Here is an 18,897-nt window from a genome sequence, read left to right as displayed (position 1 = left end):
ATCCGCGCTCCTCAGCTTGCCGGCGCCGGCGCTCCAAAGCCGCCGCCGCCGCATCCCTCTATGGTCACGAGGTCACCCGCCTCCAGGAGAAGATTGGCCTTGCCCGGCAGGGAGGAGACGACCCCGCCGCGCTCGAGCGTGAGCACATAAGGCGCGCCCGCTTCCCCGCCCTGCAGGCCATAGGGCGGAATCTTCGTGCGCTCCACGCAGGTGGTCAACCACATGGAGGGCGCCAGCACCCGGTAGGCGCGCACGATGCCGTCGCCGCCCACATGGCGCCCCTGGCCGCCCGCGCCCCGGCGGATGGATTGGCGCTCCACGCGAATGGCATAGTTCGCCTCGATCACCTCGGCCGGCGTGTTGGAGGTGTTGGCGAGATGCACGCGCGTGGCGGGCGCCCCGTCGCGATCGTGCCGCGCCCCCTCGCCACCGCCATGGACCTCATAGAGCATGCGCCAGCTCTCGTCCGGCATCGGCTCGGCGAAGGCCAGGAGCCCGGAGGTGGCCGGTCCGCCCGCCGACAGGCGCTCGGGGATGACATTCTCCATGGCGCGGAACACCGCATCCACCACCCGCATGGAGGTCTCGTGGTTGCCAGCCGCCACGGCCGCCTTCCAGCCCGGCTCCAGGATGGAGCCCGGCCGCGTGAGAATGGTGAGCGGCCGCAGGGCGCCGGCATTCTGCTGCATGTCCCGCCCGCTCAGGATGCGCGCCGCGTAGACCACGGCGGAACGGGCGATGAAGGGGGTGGTGTTGCAGAAGGTGGCCACCCGATCGGCGGAACCGGACAGGTCGAAGGTGGCCTCGTCGCCACGGATCTCGATGCGCACATGGATGCGCGAGGGGGCGCCATCCGGCCCGCCATCGTCGAGGAAATCCTCGCCCTCATAGGTGCCGTCGGGCAGATCGGTGATGGCGGCGCGCATCTCGGCCTCGGAGAGGTCGTGAAGGCGCGCCATGGCGGCGACGAAGGTGTCGGTGCCGTGCTGGGCGCACATGTCGCGGATGCGCCGCTCGGCCGCGCTGGTGGCGGCCAGCTGCGCCAGCAGGTCGCCCTCGCAGGAGACCGGATCGCGCACATTGGCCAGGATGAAGTCCAGCACCGGGCGGTTGACCCCGTCCGCACTGGCGATCAGCAGCGGGGGAATGCGGATGGCCTCCTGGAAGGTGTCCACCGCATGGGCCAGATAGCTGCCGGGCCAGGTGCCGCCCACGTCCGGCCAGTGGGCAAGGCTCAGGGCGAAGGCCACCAGCCGGCCGTCCACGAAGACGGGACGGGCCACCTTCACGTCGTTGAGATGGTTTCCGCCGAGCGCGCCCACATTGTAGACGATGGCATCGCCCTCGCGCATGGCGGCGGCGGGATACACCTTCAGGAGTTCGGGCACCGTGTAGCACATGGCGCCCAGATGGATGGGAATGTCCCGCCCCTGCCCCACCAGGCCGCCGGCGGCGTCCATGATGGCCGAGGACAGGTCGCCCGCCTCCCGCAGCAGCGGCGAGCGGGCGGAGCGGGTCATGACGAGGCTCATCTCCTCGGCCGCGGCCGACAGGCCGTGGCGGATGACCTCGACGACGAAGGGGTCCAGGGGGGTCATGCGGCGCTCCGCGTCATGAAGAGGTTGCCGAGATCATCGGGGCGCACCTGCCAGCCGGGCGGCACCACCACCGTGGACCAGGCGTCCTCGATGATGGCCGGGCCATGGGTGACGCCCGACAGGGTCTCGCGCGGAAGGATGGCGGTTTCCACCGGGCCGGAGGCGTCGAACACGCACAGGCGGGTGCGGGCGGTGCCCGTGGCGCGGCCCACGTCCGGGCGGGAGAACGGCACCGAGGACGGCTTCAGCGCCTGGACGCGCAGGGATTCGATCACGCACGCCTCCCCGGTGGCATAGCCGAACAGGTCGCGATGGCGGCGGTGGAAGTCGGCCTCCAGCCGCGCCCGGTCCAGCGGCAGGACGAAGGGAATCGGGATGGCGTCGCTTTGGGCGCTGTAGCGCATGAGCGCCACATGCTCCACGCGGATCTCCTGCGGCGCGATGCCATTGGCCAGGAGCGGCCCGGTCGCCTCCGCCGAAAGCTCGGCCACCCGCGCGGCGAAGGCCGCGTGCGGGAAATCGGTGAGCGGCATGCGCACCGTGCCTTGCTGGAGGAAGGAGAAATCGGCGGTCAGGCAGCCCAGCGCCGAGAAGGCACTGGAGGCGGCCGGTACGATGATCTCGGACAGCCCGTACATGTCGGCCAGCCCCGCCGCATGCATGGGGCCGCCGCCGCCAAAGGCGAGCAGCGTGCAGTCGCGCCCGTCCACGCCGCGCTCCACCGTCACGCGCCGGAGCGCCCGCGCCATCGCCGCGCCGGCCACCTTGACAATGCCCAGCGCCGTCTCGGTGATGCCGAAGCCCAGCTCCGCCGCGATGGGCGCAATGACCCGGCGCGCCGCCTCCACATCGATCTGGATGGTGTCGCCCAGGCGCGCCTGCGGATCGAGATAGCCCAGCACCGCATTCGCGTCGGTGATGGTGGGCCGGTCGCCGCCGCGCCCGTAGCAGGCCGGCCCCGGCACGGAGCCGGCGCTCTTCGGCCCCACGGCCAGGCCGCCTGGCCCCAGGGTCACGATGGAGCCGCCGCCGGCGCCGATGGAATGCACCGCCAGCATGGGCTGGCGCAGCGGACGCCCACCCATCATGCGGGTGTCCGTCATCTCGGCGGCGCCATCCACGATCAGGCACACGTCGGTGGTGGTGCCGCCCATGTCGAAAGTGAGCACGCGCGGCCGGTCGAGGGTGCGGGCAATGCGGGCGGAGGCGGACACGCCCGCCGCCGGGCCGGACATGGCCATCACCAGCGGCCGGCGCTTCACCGCCGGCACCGGCACCATGGCGCCCGCCGAATGGAACACCTGCAATCCCGCGCCGATGGGCAGGCGGTGCTCCAGCTCGGTGAGATATTCCACCGCGATGGGCATGGCCGCCGCGTTGAAGGCGGTGGACGAGGCCCGCTCATATTCGCGGGCCTCGGGATTGATCTCATGGGAGACGCACACATGGGGCACCACGCCGGCAATCCCCGCCGCGATCCTCTTCTCATGGGCCGGATTGGCGTAGGAATGCAGCAGGCAGACCGCGACGCTCTCCACCTTGTTTTTCACCAGCCAGGCCTTCAGGCGCGCAATCTCGGCGTCGTCCAGGGGCGCGATCACCTGGCCATCGGGGCCGAGCCGCTCGCGAATGCCGAAGCACAGCTGCGCCGGCACCAGCGGCAATGCCTTGGGCCGCACGTCGAGGCGATAAAGCTCCTCGCGGCGATAGCGGGCGATTTCCAGCACGTCCTCGAAGCCGGCGGTGGCCACCAGCGCCACGCGCGGCAGGCGCTCCTCCACCAGCGCATTGGTGACGCGGGTGGTGCCATGGACGAAGCGGCGCACGGCTTCCGGCGCCACGCCCACCGCCGCCAGGGCCTCCAGCATGGCGGTGACGGGGGCATCCGGCCGGGAGGGGACCTTGCCGATCCGCGTCTCGTTGGTGTCGGGCCTGACGGCGATGATATCGGTGAAGGTGCCGCCGATGTCGGTGCCGATGTCCCATAGCCTCGTGGTCACGTCGGTTTTCTCCTGCCTCGCCCCGCGCCCTCAGGCGGTGGCGGCCTGCATGGGTTCAAAATGGGGGATGGCGCCGAGCAGCTCGCGGGTATAGGCGGCCTGCGGCTGGCGGAAGAGGGCCTGGCTTTCCCCCTCCTCCACGATGCGCCCGTGGCGCATGACGATGGTGCGCTCGCACATCATCCGCACCACATTGAGGTCGTGGCTGACGAACAGGAAGGCGAGCCCGGTGTCCCGCCGCAGATCGTCCAGCAGCTTCAGCACCACCGCCTGGACGGACACGTCGAGCGCCGCCGTCGGCTCGTCCAGCACCAGGAGGCGCGGCTCCACCGCGATGGCGCGGGCGATGCCGATGCGGGCCTTCTGGCCGCCGGACAATTGATGGGGAAAGCGCGTCAACAGGTCGGGCGACAGGCCGCAGCGGTCCGCCACCTCCTCCACCCGGCGTTTGACCTGCGCCCCGTCGCGCAGCTTGCCCAGGCGCCGCAAGGGGCGGGCGATGCACTCGAAGGCGGTAAAGCGGGGATTGAGGCTCTCGTGGGGGTCCTGGAACACGATCTGGATCTCGCGCCGCCAGGGCGAGTCATGGAACGACCGCAGGGGGATGGCGCCGATGTCCACGTCATCGAACATCAGGCGTCCGCCATCGGCATCCGCGAGCCGGCACACGATGCGCGACAGGGTGCTCTTGCCCGAACCGGATTCGCCCACAAGGCCCAGGCTCTCGCCCGCCCTCAAGGTCAGCGACACATCCTCCACCGCAACCGTGGCGCCGTAGCGCTTCACGATCCCGGACACGTCCAGCAGCACCCGTTCGCCCCTGGGCCTCTTCGGCGCGCGGGGCGCGGGCGGCGCCTCGCCCACCAGATCGTCCACGGTGGAGGTGGGGGTGGGCGAGGCCGCCACCAGGCGGCGGGTATAGGGATGGGCGGGACGGCGGAAGATGTCGACGGCCGGCGCCCGCTCCACCACGCGGCCCTGCTGCATCACCATCACGTCCCGGCAATAGGAGGCGGCAAGCCCCAGGTCGTGGGTGATGAGGATGAGCGCCATGCCCCGCTCGGCGGTGAGCGCGGCGAGCAGGTCCATCACCGTCTTCTGGGTGGTGACGTCGAGGCCGGTGGTGGGCTCGTCGGCGATGAGCAAGGACGGGTTGCAGGCCATGGCCATGGCGATCATCACCCGCTGGCACATGCCGCCCGACAATTCCGCCGGATAGGCATCGAACCGGGTCGCCGCATCGCGGATGCGCACGGCCTCCAGGAGCGCCAGCGCGCGGGCCCGCAGCACCGCCTTGGGCAAACTTTCATGGGCGGCGATGGCATCCATCACCTGAAGGCCGATGGGGCGGATGGGGTTGAGCGCCGTGCGCGGGCTCTGGAACACCATGGAGATGGCCGCCCCGCGCAGCGCCTTCATGCGGGCGGGATCGGCGCGGGTGATGTCCTCGCCCCGGAACAGGATGCGCCCCTTGGGGATGCGCGCGGCCCGGTCCAGCAACTGGGTCACCGCATAGGCGGTCACCGACTTGCCCGAGCCGCTCTCGCCCACCACCGCCAGCGTGCCGCCGGGGGCAAGCTCCAGGTCGATGCCCCGCACCGCCTCCACCAGCCCCGCGCGGGTGCTGAAGGAGACGTGGAGGTCCTGGATGGAGAGAAGGGGCCCGCTCACGTGCGCATCCTCGGGTCGAGAATGTCGCGCAGGCCGTCGCCCAGGAGGTTGAAGCACAGCACCGCCAGCATCAGCGCAAGGCCGGGAAAGGCCACCAGCCACCATTGGCCGTTGCCGATGAAGCGGGCGCCTTCCGCCACCATGATCCCCCATTCCGGGGTGGGCGCCTGCACGCCGAGGCCGAGGAAGGACAGGCCCGCCGCATTCAAGATGGCCCAGCCCAGGTTGAGCGAGATCTGCACCGCCATGGCCGGCAGGATGTTGGGCAGCAGATAGGCCATCACGATGGTGGCGTGGCTTTCGCCCCCCGCCCGCGCCGCTTCCACCCAGCCGGCATGGCGGCGCACATTCACCTCGGCGCGGGCGAAGCGGATGTAGAAGGGCAGATTGATGAGGGCGGTGGCGATGACGATATTCTCCACCCGATTGCCGAGGGCCGCCACCAGCGCCATGGCCAAAACGAACAGCGGAAAGGCCATCAGCACGTCCACCACGCGCCCCACGGAACGGTCGATGCGCCCGCCCGCATAGCCGCACAGCGCCCCGATGGTGGCCCCCGCCAGGAAGGACAGGACGACCGCCGAGACGGCGATGCCGAGGTCGAGCCGGGTGGCCGCGATCAGGCGGCTGAAGATGTCGCGGCCCAGCTGGTCGGTGCCCGCCCAATGGGCCGCCGAGGGCGGCTGGAGCGCGGCGGGGACATTGGAGGCGACGGGATCATAGGGCGTGATCCACGGCGCGAAGACGGCGATGGCGGCCAGCACCAGCGCGCCGGCGGCGGCGCAGGCGGTCACCGGGTTGCCGCGGAGCACCCATCCGGCATGGCGAAGGGTGGCGCTCATTTCAGGGAGATCCGCGGATCGACGATGCCGTAGAGGACATCGATGATGAGATTGACCATCACGAAGATGACCGCGATGAGCAGCACGAAACCCTGCACCGGCGCATAGTCCGAGGCCAGCAGCGCGTCGAGCGCGTAGGAGCCGATGCCGGGCCAGGAAAACACTTTCTCCACCAGCACATTGGCCCCAAGCATGGTGGAGAAGACGATGCCGATGATGGTCAGCACCGGCAACAGCGCGTTGCGCAGGGCATAGACGACGATCACCCGCCAGTCCGACATGCCCACCGAGCGGGCGGTGCGGATGAAGTCCGAGCCGAGCACCGCCAGCAGCGAGGCCCGCGTCATGCGCGCCAGCGGCGCGAGCACGAACAGCGCCATGGTGCAGGCGGGCAGGATGAGCTGGCCGAAGGCCGCTCTCCAGCCGGCGAAATCCCCCACCAGGAGGAAGTCGAGGAGGAGAAAGCCGGTGATCCCCGGCGGCGGGGCGGCGAAAATGTCGATGCGCCCCGTCGGGTCTGGCGCGAAGCCGAGCAGATAGTAGAACACATAGATCAGCAGCAGGCCGGTGACGAAGGTGGGCACGCACACGCCGAGCGTGCACACGAAGCGCACCCCATGGTCGATCAGCGAATTGGGCCGCAGCGCCGCGACAATGCCCAGCGGCAAGGCCAGCGCCAGGGCCAGCACCAGGGCGAAGACCGTCAGTTCCAGGGAGGCGGGCATGCGCTCGGCCAGATCCGCGATCACCGGCTGGCCGGTGGTCATGGACTGGCCGAGATTGCCGCGGGCGAGGTCGCCGAGATAGCGCACGAACTGTTCCGGGATGGGCCGGTTGAGGCCCATGGTCTCGCGGATCTGGGCCATCTCGGCCTGCCCGGCATTGGGCCCGGAGGCGAAGAAGGCGGCCGGATCGCCGGGCAGCACGCGCATCAGCAGGAAGGTGAAGAGGACCACCCCGAACAGCGCCGGCAGGGAGGCGATGAGATGCTTCCCCACCCTGCGGCCGATAGTGAGCAGTGTGGACATGCGCTCAGGACCTGCGCAGGTCTCGGTAGTCCACCTGCCCGTGGAACCAATAGGTGTAGCCGTCGATGTTCGGCGCCATCACCGCGTCCTGGTTGGGCTGCCAGACCATAATCATGGGCACGTCGCGGGCGACGATGTCCACCATCTGGCGGCAGGTGGCCTCATAGGCGGCCGCATTCGCCTCGAAGCGGGCCGCCTGCGCCAGCGCGTCCAGCTGCGGGTTGGAAAAGCCGCTGAAGTTCCAGCGGTGGTCGCCGGTGAAATAATTGCGCAGGAAATAGTCCGGTGCCGGCAGCCAGGCCGTGCCCGCCGAGATGAAGAACGGCACCCGCCGCTCCACTTCCATGCTGGCCATCTGGGCCGGCGGCAGCTTCTGGATGGCGACCTCCACCCCGATGGCGCCCAGCGCTTCCCGGATCAGGGTGGCCATGGGCTCGGCGACGGCGGCGACGCCGGACGAGAAGGAGAAGGTGGTCTTGAAGCCGTCGGGGAAGCCGGCTTCCGCCAACAGGGCCTTGGCCTTGGCGGGGTCGGTGCGGAACGGCAAGGGCTGGGGGAAGGCGCCGTCGGGCGCCTGCGTCCAGGTGGCGCCGAAGAGCGGCCGGCCGCGCCGGAAGAGGGCGGCCTCGAACATGGCCTCATAGGGCAGCGCCGCCGCCAGCGCGGCCCGCACCTTGGGATTGTCGAACGGCACCATGCGCGTGTTGAAGACGATGGCGGTGAAGCCGTTGATCTGTGGCGTCGCCACCAGCTTGATCTTGCCGCGCCCTTCCAGGGCGGTGATGTCGCTGGACTGCAGGTCGATGGCGATGTCCGCGTCGCCGCGCTCCAGAAGGTTCGCGCGGGTGGCGGCCTCCGGGACGGTCTGGGCGATGACGCGCCGGAAATAGGGCAGCGCGCCGCCGGCGCCATTCTTCCACGCCTCGTTGCGCTTCAGGAGGGTCTGCTGGCCGGACTTATACTGCTCCACCATATAGGCGCCGCCGCCGGCGGTGTTCTCCTTCAGCCAGGCCTGCGCCCAGGGGTCCTCGGCGGTGGCGTTGCGGCGCGCCAACGTGCTGTTGAACATGGGCGAGAGCGGCACCGCCAGATTGGCGAGCGCCAGGCGGTCCGGCCGGTCGAGGGAGACCTCCACCACCCCTTCGCCCAGCACCTTGAACTGGTCGGGCTTGGTCAGCGAGCCGGTGGCAATCTGCCCCGCCGCCAGGGACTTGGCGGAGACGGCGCGGTCGAGGGACCACTTCACGTCCTCGGCGGTCACCGGCGAACCGTCATGCCAGGTGGCGCCCTTGCGCAGGTGGAAGGTGAAGGTGCGCCCGTCCGCCGAGCGGTCGATCTTCTCCGCCAGCTCGCCGCGGATATTGTCGAAGTCGAACACCCAGGCGCCGTTGACCTGCTTGCGGCCATAGGAGGCCAGGCGATCATACACCGCCGTGGACAGGCCGAAGGATTCGCGCGTCGCCCCTGGCATGGTGGGGTCGAGCGTGTTGACGGTGCCGGCGAGCACGTGGCGCAGCGTCTCGGCGCGGGTCTGCGCCTGGGCGGCGCCAAGCCCGCCGAAGGCGCCGAGGGCACCGCCGGCGGCGGTCGCGAGCACGGCTTTCAGGCCCTGCCTTCGGGTGAAGGCCAAGCGATCGAAACTCATGGTCCAGACCCCTCTGGTCGGAAGGAAGGTCGACGTCATTCGACGTTCGGATCTTTTTCTGGCTCAGAAGATGACAGCTTGTGGGCTGATCGATAGGTCCAGAATTGGCTCAAAAGAATGTGCCAGATTCCCTCGGGCCGTGAGCCAGTGGCCCCGCACGTTTTTTTTTCCACCCCCCTGCAACCCCAGGCACGCCCCCGGCCGGACGCGCCGCCACAAGGTGCCCCGCGCGCCGCGCGAGGGCCGGGCTGGGCGGCGCCCGCCCGGGATGGGGCCGGCGCCGCCTTGGAACGCCTCAAGGCCGTGCCGCCGCTAAGGCCCTGAAGCCGATGGGCCGCGCCGCCCCCGGCTTTGCCGCCACTTCGGCGGCGAGGGCCGCCACCAAGGCGTCCGGGTCGTGTTCCCCCATCACCCGCGCCTTACGGGCGACCACGGCGAAATCGCCCGGGGTGAGCGGAGCCAGGGTGTCCAGGCGGCCGGGAGCGTCGAAGCCGAAGGTATGGAGGAACAGCGCCCGCGCCTGGTGGGGACCGAGGGGCAGGAAGGTCACCTTGAACAGGAAGCGCCGCGCCGCCGCCGGATCGAGGCCATCGACGAAATTGGTGGTGCAGGCGAACGGATAGGGATGGCTTTCCATCCAGGTCAGCATCTCGTTGACCTGGCGCACCTCATAGGCCGGCCCGGCGGTGGTGCGGTCGCGCAGGAGGGAATCCGCCTCGTCGAAAATGAGGAAGGCGTGCTTTTCCCTCGCCTCCTCGAAGCAGGCCGCGATCTTCTGCTCGGTCTCCCCCACGAACATGCCAAACAGGTCGCTGGCGCGCTTTTCCACCACCTCAAGCCCCATGCAGCGCGCCAGATGGCGGGCATAGGCGCTCTTTCCCGTGCCCGGAGGGCCGGACAGGCAGAGCGAAATGTCCCTGCGCCCGCTCGCCACCACCTTCTCGGCAAGGCCAGCCAGATCCATGTCCGCGCAGGCGAAGGCAGGGTCGAAGTCGGCCGTCGCGTGCGCGGCGGGGGGGCCGCGTCGCCCCATGACCTTCATCAGGGACGACGTGGCGCGCAGGGCGAACCGGCTGTCGGCGGCGCACAGTCGCGCGGCGCGCAGGCCGTGATCGATCAGGGCCGGCGGGGCGTCCAGGCGGGCCAAACGCGCCACATCCTGGTCGCCAAGCCGAAGCCTATGTCGGGCGGCCGACCGGCGGATGATGCGCGCGCGGGCGCCCTGGTCCAGCGCCGGAAACTCCACCGCATAGGTCATGCGGCGCAGGACAGCCGCGCCCAGCCGGCCCGGATGGTTGGAAATGAACAGGGTGGGACAGGGATTGGCCTCCACCAGATTGTTCATGAACACCTTGGCGCCACGCCGGCTGCCGCCATCCTCGTCGTCCACGCCGACGAAAATGTCCTCGGCCTCATCAACCACCAGGAGCAGGCCCGCGCTGCGGCTGGCCAGCTTCTGGGCGAGGGCCAAGGCGCCGATGCGCTGGACGCGGGTCGGCTCGTCGCCATCCTCGTCGCTCTCGCCGACGAAGATGGCGTGAAGGCCCGCCCGCGCCGCAAGGGCGGAGGCGAAGGCCGTCTTGCCCGTGCCGGGAGCACCATAGAGCAGGATGTTGACGCCGCGTGCCTTGGTCCGCGTGGCCGCCTCCAGCAGGGCGCTGACCGCCTCGGCATCCGCGCTCAGGTGGGAAAAGTCGTCCCACTTCAGGGGCGTGGATTTGGGGGTGCCGAACAGGACGTTGCGCAACGCGGGGGCGCTCGCCCGGGGGGCGCCGGCCACCTTCAGGGTCACATCGGCGGCGGCGAACTCGTTGCGGCAGCGGTCTTCCACCAAGCCGAACACCAGGAGGGGCTTCTCGGGGGAAAGACGTCGGTTGACGGTGCCGGTTGACTGCCCCAGCAGTGCGGCGATGTTGCTCACGGGCACATCCGTATTGTGCGGGATGAGCGCGCGCTCGGGGATGAAGCGGCTGCTCAACGCCAGTTCGAGGGTGTGCAGCTCGACCACCATCGCCAGCCGTACCAGCAGCGCCAGGATGGCCTGATCGAGTTCGCCCAGGCCCGCCTCCTGCCCGAGCCAGACCAGCTTGCGCTCGAGGGGGGAGGGCTGGGGCACTCGCCCTTGCCGCAGGCCGGTCAGGTGGCGAAAGACGGCATCGCGGGCCGCCACATTGTCCGGCGGCTCGACGGCCGCACCAGCCGTGGGCGGCAGCGCGAGGCCAAGGGCGCGGTGGTGGCGAAACACCCAATAGGACAGTTCGCTGGTCCGCCAGTGGCGCGCCCACATCTGGGGGCCGTCGAAGGTCAAGGCGGCGAGGCGGCGCAACAGGGTGTGTCGTTCAAAGGGGTGCATGGCGCTCTCCATCATGGCGACAGGACATGCCATGCTCGAACGACACATTCGGTCGCACGTCGGAGAGCGGTTGGGCGCGATGGGGCGCCGCGCGAGACAATACACGACCGATTATGTCGTATGACGGGCGCATTTCCATTCCGGTGGACGGAGTGGACATATGCAGCCTTTAGATCGCAAGGAACCGCCGCGGACCCTGATCCTGTGGGCGATGCTCGTCATCGGCCTCGGGGTGTTCGCCCTCATGACGGCCCTGGTGGCGCACCTGATGTTCGGGGGCCTCTAGATGGCGGGCGCCCCCGACACGGCGTCCGCGCCGCCGCCCCACGTGGGCATCTTCTGGCTGGTGACCGTCCCCGGCGGCGCGCCGGTCTTCGTCACCGATGCCACGCCCTTGGCGGAGGCGGAGCCCTATGGCGATTGTCTCGGGCATGCCCGGGGCCATTTCGAGGTCTGGGAGGCCTGGCAGCGCCTCGGCGTGGCAGGTCTTGCGCGGCTGGGGCTGCCCGCCTCCATCGTCGATCACGACTATGCGTATTTCCCCCGCGGCCGCATCGTCTACCGGCGGGAAAGCGGGCTGTTCGTGGCCTATGCCGACCCCGGCCTTCACACGCCCCGCAGCCGCGCCGTCATCCTCGCCCGCTTCCATCTGGACCAGGCCAAGGTGCGCTTCGCGCTCGATGCCCATTACCGGCGGCCGTAACAGCCCATGGACGGTCAGGCGCGCGTCCGCTTTTTCCCCTGATGGGCGGCCAGCGCCTTGTTCAGTTCGGCGACCATCCGGGCCCGCAGCTCCGGCGGCTCCACGATCTCCACCGTGTCGCCCCAGCTGAACAGGTGCTGCACCATCTCCAATTGCCCGCCGGCCTCGAAGGACACCTCCAGCCGCCCATCCGCCAGCAGGCGGACCTCCTGGCTGGGGTGAAACACCATCCGCGCCGCCGCCTCGGCGGCGCCTGGGGCGAAGCGCAGCACCACGCGCACGGGCTCCTCCTGGTAGGTGCCGAAGGAGCGGGCGGCATAGGCATCCAGGTCGAACCCCTCCGGCGGGCCGCCGGCCTGGGCGGTCATCTTCAGGCCGCTCATGCGGTCCAGACGCCAGAGCACGGCGTTGGCGCGCCCGGCCTCGCGGCCCACCAGATAGGCATTGGAACCGAACAGGAGCCCGTAGGGCACGACGGTGCGGACATAGCCCTCCGGCCGATCCGTCCAGGGATAGGAGAAGCGCACCCGCTTCATGGCGATCAGCGCCTCGCGCAGGAGCTGAAGGGTGGCGTCATCGGTGACCGCGCGGGGTCCCACATGCCGGGCGATGGCCTCGGCGCGGCACAGGGCCTCCATGTCGGTTGCCATCTTGCGGCGCGTCGGGTCGCGCAGCGCGACGGCGATCTTGGTCTGGAGCGCCCGCAGCAGCGCGGCGCGCGGATGATGCCCGGCCTGCTGGAGGCCCTTGCAGGCGGTCTCCAGCTCCGCAAGCTCGCTCACGCTCGGTGCGGTGAAAAAGCCGGAGAGCCCGCCGACGATGCGAAAGCGCCGATACTTGCCCTCCTCCACCACGTCATAGCCGGGGAAGAGGTCCCGCACCGCATCGCGCATGCGCTCGGCCGTGCGCCGGTTGACCGAGAAATGGCGCGCGATCTCGTCGAGCGTCACCCCCTCCGCCGAAGCGGCCAGCATGCGGGCGAGGGAAAGGAGGTTGGCGGCCTTTTCGAGCCTGATGGTATCGGTCGGCACCTTTTCACCCCTTGGCCGCACATGTCGCCGGCAGGATCACCCGGGCCTTCGGACCCGCCCCGCGCTTGTCAGGAAACCACAGGCGCGGCGCCATTTCACGCCACCTGTTCCGAGGGCACGGGCGCGCGCGACGTGCCAGGCAGGCCCGCCGTCACGGTCCCGAACGTCACCGCCCCCCGCCCCAGCCAATAGATGCCGGCCAGGATCGGCTCGTGGGCAAATCCCATGGCCCGCAGCGCCGCCGCATAGGCGGACACTTGCGGCCAGTGGTGGACGAAACGGGCCTCGCAATCGGACACGGCATCGCTCTTGTGGTCGATGAGGGCGAGGCCCGCGCTGCCCTGCGCCACCAGGTCGAGGGTGGCGCGGATGCGCGCCCCGGTCGGCAGCGCCACGTCCACCGGGACTTCCGCCATGAGCGTGCCGTAGCCGCGCGCCGCCAGCCAGGTGCGCAGCGCCTCCGCCTGGCGGGCGAGGATGGCGCAGGTGGCCTCATCCAGGCCGGAGCGCGCCCCCGCCCGCGCGCCCAGGTCCGGGCGCAGGAGGAAGATGCGCAGCAGGTCGTGGAGGGCGGTGCCACGGTCCGTGGCGCTGGCGAAGGCCTCCGGCTGCAACGGCAGCGGCGGGGCGATCCCCTCCGTCACCAGGGCCGCCGGCGGCGCGGAGAGCGGCACCTCCAGGCCCGAAGGCATGAGCAAGGCCGGTCCCCCGTCGGGCCGCATGGGCCGCACGGCGATGGCCCGGCGGCCGAGCCGCGCCAAGCCGGGCGCGCGCCCCCCCGGCGCCCCCGCGCCCGCGAACTCCGGCGGCATTTCCTTGCCACAGAAGGAGGTACGGGCGGGAAAGGTCGCCTGGCCCAGCCGGATCTTTCCCGGCTCCACCCGCATGCCGCAGGCGGCCAGCAGGGCACTGCCGCTGAAGGGGGGCTTTTCTCCCGCCTCCGCTTTCTGGGCGAAGGTTTCCGGCCATTCCAGCACCAGCACGTCCCGCGCCCGGGTGAGCGCCACATAGAGCAGGCGCCGGGCGGTGTCCTCGGCCTGGGGCGCCTCCGCGGCCAGGAAGCGCTCGTTCACGTCGCCGGCGTGGAATTTTGGCGTGAAGGCGAGGTGGGTCCGCTCCAGCATGCCGTCGAGGTCGCCATAATCCGCGCACACGGCCCGCCAGCCTCCCGCGCGGGGGCCGAAATCATGGTCGAGGCCCACCACCGCCACCACCGGCCATTCCCGGCCCTTGGCGCCGTGCCAGGTCACCACTTCGACGCCGTCCGCCACATTCCCGGTGGGATTGGGCCGCTGGTCGAAGCCGCGCTCATCCCGCCGGGAGTCCATCCAGCCCAGGAAGACCTTGACGCCGAAGCCGTGGAAGCCCGCGGCCGCCCGCATGTCCCGGTGCGCAGCCTGGAAGCCCTCCGCCTCGGCTTCCAGGCGCAGCAAGTCCGCGCGGGCCTGGGCCGGGTCCTCCTGGAGGTCGGCCCACTCCCGCAGGCCGGCCGCCGCGATGGCCGCGCCCAGAAGCGCGCGGACCGTATGGCCCTGGGTGGTGGCGGACAGGGCGCGCAGGCGATCCAGGGCGGGATGGTCGAGGGCGCCCCCCGCCAGCATCTGCTTCAGGGCCTCCTCCAGGGGAAGGGCCGGCGGCCCGAGCGTGGCAAAGCACAGGGCGGCGTGGCGGTCCTCGGGATCATCGGCCACCTGGAGGGCGAACCGGGCGGCCGCGACCATGGGGCTCCCCCACCAATCCACCCCCGCCACGCGCACGGGCACGCCCAGTTGCGCCAGGGCCTTGGCATAGGCCAGGCATTGGCTGTTGGTGGGGCATAGCACCGCCACATCGCCCGCGGTGGGCCGGCGCGCCGCGCCGGAGGAACGATCGCGGATCTCAACGTCCGGCCGCGCCAGGAAATCGTGCACATGGGCGGCGAGGTGATGAGGGGGTCGCACTTCTCCCCTGCCCCGCCGGGAGGCCTGGGTTGCCACCACCTCCAGGGCCGAGCCGGCACCGGCCGGCCGGGTGGGCGAGAGGGCATCGTAGCCGCCGGCAAACAGGCGCGCGCCCACCCCGTTGACGAAATCCATGATGCGGGCCGAGGAACGCCAATTGCGGTCGAGCGGCGCGACGCCGGACGCAAAGCGCGCCACCAGGGCCTCCATCAGCCGCGCATCCGCCCCCTGGAACCCCATGATGGCCTGCTTCACATCGCCCACGATGATGGCGCGGGGCGCGCCCTGGATCAGCGGCCAGAGCAGGGCGAACTGGGCCGGATTGGTGTCCTGGAACTCATCCACGATGACGCAGTCGATTTCGCCGAGGACCGCCGCGCGGATCTTCGGCTCCTCCCGCAGCAGGCGGCCCGCATCGGCCACCATGTCGGTGAAGTCGATGACGCCGAGCGCGCGCTTGCGGGCGGCATAGCCCTTCAGGATCTGCTGCGCGCCCTTGATGAGGGACCGGGCATGGCGGCAGGCCTCTTCCAGCGGCCCGGGATGGCTGGAGAGGGCGGCGGCCCCCTCCCGGACAGCGTCGGCGAGGGCGTCGTATCCCTCGGGCGTCGGCGTTCCCCGCCGGCTCTGGCGCAGCCCGGCCAGGGCCACCCAGAGGTCCCAGTCCCGCTCCAGGCGCGCCGGGTCGCGCGCCGCGCACAGCGCCTGGTAATCATCGCGGAACGCGCTGCGGGCGGAGGCATTCTGGTCCGGCCGGGACAGGCTGTCGGGAAAGGCGGCCAGGAGCGCGCGGACGGCCCCATGAAGGCGTGCGGCGAGGGCCTTCGCCTCTCCCTGTGGCGTGCCATAGCCGGCGCAGATGGCCGCCTCGGCCCGCTCGGGCAGGCTTGGATCGAGCCCGCGCGGCCCGAGGGTCGCCAGCAGCGACACGGTCTCGAACACCCGGCCCCGGAAATCGGCTTCCGCGGAGCTTCCGGGCGCGAAGCGATAGCCGTAGCGCGGCAGGTCCGCCGCCACAGCGTGGAGGTCCTCGGCGTGGGGTAGCTCGTTTCGGATCAGGAGGTCCCGCTCCTCGTCCGACAAGAGGCGCGGGGCGGGCGAGGCGCCGGCGGCAAAGGCGTGCTCGGTGAGAAGGCGCAGGCCCAGGCCATGAATGGTGGAAACATAGGCCCGATCCACCGCCAGGGCCGCCTCCATGCGCCCGTCCGCCACCAGGCTCGCACGGATGCGCTGGCGCAACTCCCCCGCCCCCGCCTCGGTGAAGGTGACGGCGAGGATGCGCTCGGGGCGCACCACCCCCGCCTTCACCCAGTCCAGCAGGGTCTGGTTGATGTGGTGGGTCTTTCCGGCGCCGGCGCCGGCGGGCACGAGTCTCACATCAGGCATCGTCGCTCTCCTGCGCCGGCGCGGGCGGCGTGAAATGGGAGACGAGGGGGCTGGTCTCCATCGCATAGAGCCCGACCCCGGCCTTCTCCAGCAGGGCCAGTTCATCCTCCCCGGTCAGATGCAGCCGCCCGGCCCGCAGGCGGGCGATCTCCTCGGTGATCCGGGCCGTCGCGGCCGTGCTGATGTCGGCGTCGATGACCTCGACGCCGGCCGGCGGCGCGGCAAGCGAGAGGCCGTGCAGCAACACGGTGCCGTCCCGCGTGGTGTGATAGGCGACGCCGATGCGGCCGGGCCGGGTCAGCGCCTTCACCTCCAAGCCCTCGTCGGAGGGCGGGTGGGCCGCGGCCTGGGCCGCAAGGCTGCGATAAATGTCCACCTGGAGGTCAAAGCCGCTTTCCATGCGCGTGCGCCGGGTCCGCGCGGCGCTGGTCTTGTGGTCGACGATGACGAGGCTGCCATCGGGCAGCAGCAGCAGGCAGTCCACGAAGCCCCGGCAGGGCACGCCGAGGGCGGTCCCGCGCAGGGGCAGCTCGCTGGCGACGATGCGGGCCCCCAGCGCCTCCAGGGTCGCCCGCCAGGACAGCGCCGCCTTCAGGAAGTCGCGCTCCAGGGACTGGCGCTCGACCATCCAGCCGGCGGCGGCCAGGAAAGGCGCCATGGCCTGGATGTCCGCCGCCAGCAGGCCGGGAAGCCGGGCGCGGATGTCCGCCTCCGACGGCAGGGCGGCGTCGGGCGGGAACAACTGCTCCACCACCTTGTGGAACAGGCTGCCGATGGTCAGCACGTCCAGAGTCTCCGGCGCCCACGGCCGGTCCAGGATGTCCAGTTCGTTCAGCAGCCAGGCGAGCGGGCTGACCAGCAGGGTGTCGAGGCGGGTGGGTGACTGGGCGCGCGCCTGGCCGTCCTTATCCGTCCGCAGCATGAGGAGGTCGACGCCCAGGGTGAGCATGGACGGGGCGGCCGGCGGCGGCTGCCAGGCGCTCTTGGTTTCCGGCGCCACCGGCAGCGCGCGCGCCGGCAGGGCGCGCTCGTCGGCGAGGTCGACCACCAGGTCCTCGGGGTCCTCGACGCCCTGAAAGCTGCGCGCCAGAAAGGCGAGGGAGGCGGACGGCGCACTGCGGCCGCCCATGAGGTCGCGATACGGCACCAGAACCACCAGGCGCTCGCGCACCGCCGCCAGCTGGGACCGCAGCACCCGCAGCCGCCGCGCAAGCTCCGCCCCCTGGCTTGGCAGATGCACGCCGCACCGGGCGCCGATCTCGGCCACTTCGCTGTCCAGGAACAGGGGACTGACCGCCGGCGCGGCGGGAAAGGCGCCGGCGCTGAAACCCAGCACGATCAGGTGGCGGACGGGACCTGACGGCGGCTCGCCGTCCACGCGGATGCTCACGCCGTCCATGAGCGCCGGCCCCGCTCCTCCATCCCGCCATGCCCCGACGGGAATGCCGGCCAGAAGATCCTCCCACGGCACGTCCGCCTCGGCCGGCCGCGCGAACAGGGGAAGCTGGATCTGCCGTGCCAGTTCGCCGAGCCGGGCCACCTCGTCGGCGAAGGCGTCCTCCCGCGTCAGGTTCCGCAGCAGCACCGACAGCCGCTCGGCGGCATCGTGCCCCTTGGGGACGCGCCGGTCGGCGAGCAGACGTGCCATGGCGAGGGCGGGGCCGGTGAGGCGCACCACGTCGGCGAGGTCGTGAGCGCCCTCCATCACCGCATCGGACAAGCGGCGTCCGTCCTTCGGGGACCACGGCATCAGCGGCGAGCGCACCAGCGAAGCGAGTGCCATGGCCGGGGCCGGCTGGCGCAGGCCGGTGAGGAAATGCAGCAGGCATTCTCCGGCCAGGTCCCGCCGCTCCCCCTCGGACGGCAGGCCGGACAGGGGCAGGCCGGCGCGGGCGAAGGCCTCCCGCACGAACGGCACATAATGCGGCCCCGCCGGCAACAGGAGGCCGATGTCCGCCGGCGCCAGGTCCGGCGCGCCATCCAGCCAGCTTTGGGCGAGGCTGGCGGCAAAATCCGCCTCGGCAGCGGCATCGCGCAGGCCGTACACCTGAACGCTCTCGTCCAGCGCCCGCCGCTCCGCCGCCTGGGCCAGGAACGTGTCCTGCAGGTGGGCCAGGGCCGAGCCGGGCCGGCCGTGGCGGCGATCCCGCGCGGCGATCAGCTCGGCCCGGCGGGCGTCCAGGTCATCGGGGGCGCCGTGATGGCGCACCAGGGTGTCGAGCACGGCCCGTTCGACCGCGCAGAGGTCGGGATCGGCGGGATCATGGATGACATGGAGCCGATCGATGGCGTCGCCGACCTCCGCCTCCAGGATGGGGCGCAGATAGGCAAGGTCCTCCGGCAGGACATCGCCGATGCGGCGCCACAGATCCAGCAGGGCGGTCAGATGATGATGCGCCCGTGCACTGGGATCGAGGCGGGAGGGATCGATGGCCTCCGGGCGCAACGTCCCGCTCGCCAGCATGAGGTCGCGCAGGGCGCGCTCCACCGCCCGTGCCGTCTCGCCCGGCGCGACGGCAAAGCTTGCCGCCCATGGCCCCGACGCGAGATGGGGACGCACCGCTTCGCTGAAGGCCGCCGACGGGGGCACCGTGCGGGGCAGATAGGCCCGTTCCAGCAGCGCCCGCTGCAAGGGCACATAGGCCGACATGAAGCCGCCGGCCTGACAGGCCAAGACCCCCTGGAACATCGCGCTCTCCC

At 71.0% G+C, this 18,897-nt stretch carries 12 protein-coding genes; 2 read left to right on the top strand and 10 right to left on the bottom strand.

What is annotated here, in order from left to right; genetic code table 11:
• Positions 1-11: 11 nt before the first annotated feature.
• The 7 genes from ACT54L_RS18655 to ACT54L_RS18625 all read right to left on the bottom strand — a co-directional run bounded on the left by ACT54L_RS18655 (position 12) and on the right by ACT54L_RS18625 (position 11,137).
• Complete coding sequence (locus ACT54L_RS18655) at positions 12-1,598, bottom strand: hydantoinase B/oxoprolinase family protein (protein WP_476087127.1); 1,587 nt, start codon at positions 1,596-1,598, stop codon at positions 12-14.
• The gene (locus ACT54L_RS18650) at positions 1,595-3,598 is read right to left on the bottom strand and encodes a hydantoinase/oxoprolinase family protein (protein WP_476087126.1); all 2,004 of its coding nucleotides are present in this window, start codon (positions 3,596-3,598) and stop codon (positions 1,595-1,597) included. Before ACT54L_RS18650 ends, ACT54L_RS18655 begins: the two co-directional genes overlap by 4 nt.
• 30 nt (positions 3,599-3,628) lie before the next feature.
• A complete protein-coding gene (locus ACT54L_RS18645; protein ID WP_476087125.1) occupies positions 3,629-5,269 on the bottom strand; it encodes a dipeptide ABC transporter ATP-binding protein in 1,641 nt (546 codons plus the stop codon).
• Positions 5,266-6,111: an ABC transporter permease gene (locus tag ACT54L_RS18640; RefSeq protein ID WP_476087124.1), complete on the bottom strand. Its 846-nt coding sequence runs from the start codon at positions 6,109-6,111 to the stop codon at positions 5,266-5,268. Before ACT54L_RS18640 ends, ACT54L_RS18645 begins: the two co-directional genes overlap by 4 nt.
• Positions 6,108-7,139, bottom strand: coding sequence for an ABC transporter permease (locus tag ACT54L_RS18635; protein ID WP_476087123.1), 1,032 nt, complete (start codon positions 7,137-7,139; stop codon positions 6,108-6,110). Before ACT54L_RS18635 ends, ACT54L_RS18640 begins: the two co-directional genes overlap by 4 nt.
• Positions 7,140-7,143: 4 nt before the next feature.
• A complete protein-coding gene (locus ACT54L_RS18630) occupies positions 7,144-8,784 on the bottom strand; it encodes an ABC transporter substrate-binding protein (protein WP_476087122.1) in 1,641 nt (546 codons plus the stop codon).
• A 295-nt stretch (positions 8,785-9,079) separates the two neighbouring features.
• Positions 9,080-11,137, bottom strand: a complete 2,058-nt coding sequence (locus ACT54L_RS18625) for an AAA family ATPase (protein WP_476087121.1) — start codon at positions 11,135-11,137, stop codon at positions 9,080-9,082.
• Positions 11,138-11,297: 160 nt separating this feature from the next.
• On the opposite strand from ACT54L_RS18625, the gene ACT54L_RS18620 reads away from it, so the two are divergent.
• Together ACT54L_RS18620 and ACT54L_RS18615 are read left to right on the top strand one after the other, a co-directional pair.
• Entirely contained in the window at positions 11,298-11,423 is a 126-nt protein-coding gene (locus ACT54L_RS18620; RefSeq protein WP_476087120.1) for a hypothetical protein, read from the top strand.
• A complete protein-coding gene (locus ACT54L_RS18615) occupies positions 11,424-11,840 on the top strand; it encodes a hypothetical protein (protein WP_476087119.1) in 417 nt (138 codons plus the stop codon).
• 14 nt (positions 11,841-11,854) lie between these two features.
• Here ACT54L_RS18615 and ACT54L_RS18610 read toward each other — a convergent pair whose 3' ends face one another.
• The 3 genes from ACT54L_RS18610 to ACT54L_RS18600 form a co-directional block, all read right to left on the bottom strand.
• Positions 11,855-12,871, bottom strand: coding sequence for a helix-turn-helix transcriptional regulator (locus ACT54L_RS18610; RefSeq protein ID WP_476087118.1), 1,017 nt, complete (start codon positions 12,869-12,871; stop codon positions 11,855-11,857).
• 95 nt (positions 12,872-12,966) lie between these two features.
• Positions 12,967-16,197, bottom strand: a complete 3,231-nt coding sequence (locus ACT54L_RS18605) for a UvrD-helicase domain-containing protein (RefSeq protein ID WP_476087117.1) — start codon at positions 16,195-16,197, stop codon at positions 12,967-12,969.
• Positions 16,190-18,886 (bottom strand): PD-(D/E)XK nuclease family protein, encoded by a 2,697-nt coding sequence (locus ACT54L_RS18600; RefSeq protein WP_476087116.1) that lies wholly within the window; start codon positions 18,884-18,886, stop codon positions 16,190-16,192. Before ACT54L_RS18600 ends, ACT54L_RS18605 begins: the two co-directional genes overlap by 8 nt.
• Positions 18,887-18,897: the final 11 nt, after the last annotated feature.

The sequence above is a fragment of the Aquabacter sp. DMC10 genome, from assembly GCF_056314145.1.
This window is presented reverse-complemented; position numbering and strand designations above follow the sequence as displayed.

Bases quoted from the DNA above. Each gene is read 5' to 3' on its own strand.
- ACT54L_RS18655 (WP_476087127.1), bottom strand. From the start codon at position 1,598: ATGACCCCCCTGGACCCCTTCGTCGTCGAGGTCATCCGCCACGGCCTG.
- ACT54L_RS18640 (WP_476087124.1), bottom strand. From the start codon at position 6,111: ATGAGCGCCACCCTTCGCCATGCCGGATGGGTGCTCCGCGGCAACCCG.
- ACT54L_RS18635 (WP_476087123.1), bottom strand. From the start codon at position 7,139: ATGTCCACACTGCTCACTATCGGCCGCAGGGTGGGGAAGCATCTCATC.
- ACT54L_RS18630 (WP_476087122.1), bottom strand. From the start codon at position 8,784: ATGAGTTTCGATCGCTTGGCCTTCACCCGAAGGCAGGGCCTGAAAGCC.
- ACT54L_RS18625 (WP_476087121.1), bottom strand. From the start codon at position 11,137: ATGCACCCCTTTGAACGACACACCCTGTTGCGCCGCCTCGCCGCCTTG.
- ACT54L_RS18620 (WP_476087120.1), top strand. From the start codon at position 11,298: ATGCAGCCTTTAGATCGCAAGGAACCGCCGCGGACCCTGATCCTGTGG.
- ACT54L_RS18615 (WP_476087119.1), top strand. From the start codon at position 11,424: ATGGCGGGCGCCCCCGACACGGCGTCCGCGCCGCCGCCCCACGTGGGC.
- ACT54L_RS18605 (WP_476087117.1), bottom strand. From the start codon at position 16,197: ATGCCTGATGTGAGACTCGTGCCCGCCGGCGCCGGCGCCGGAAAGACC.
- ACT54L_RS18600 (WP_476087116.1), bottom strand. From the start codon at position 18,886: ATGTTCCAGGGGGTCTTGGCCTGTCAGGCCGGCGGCTTCATGTCGGCC.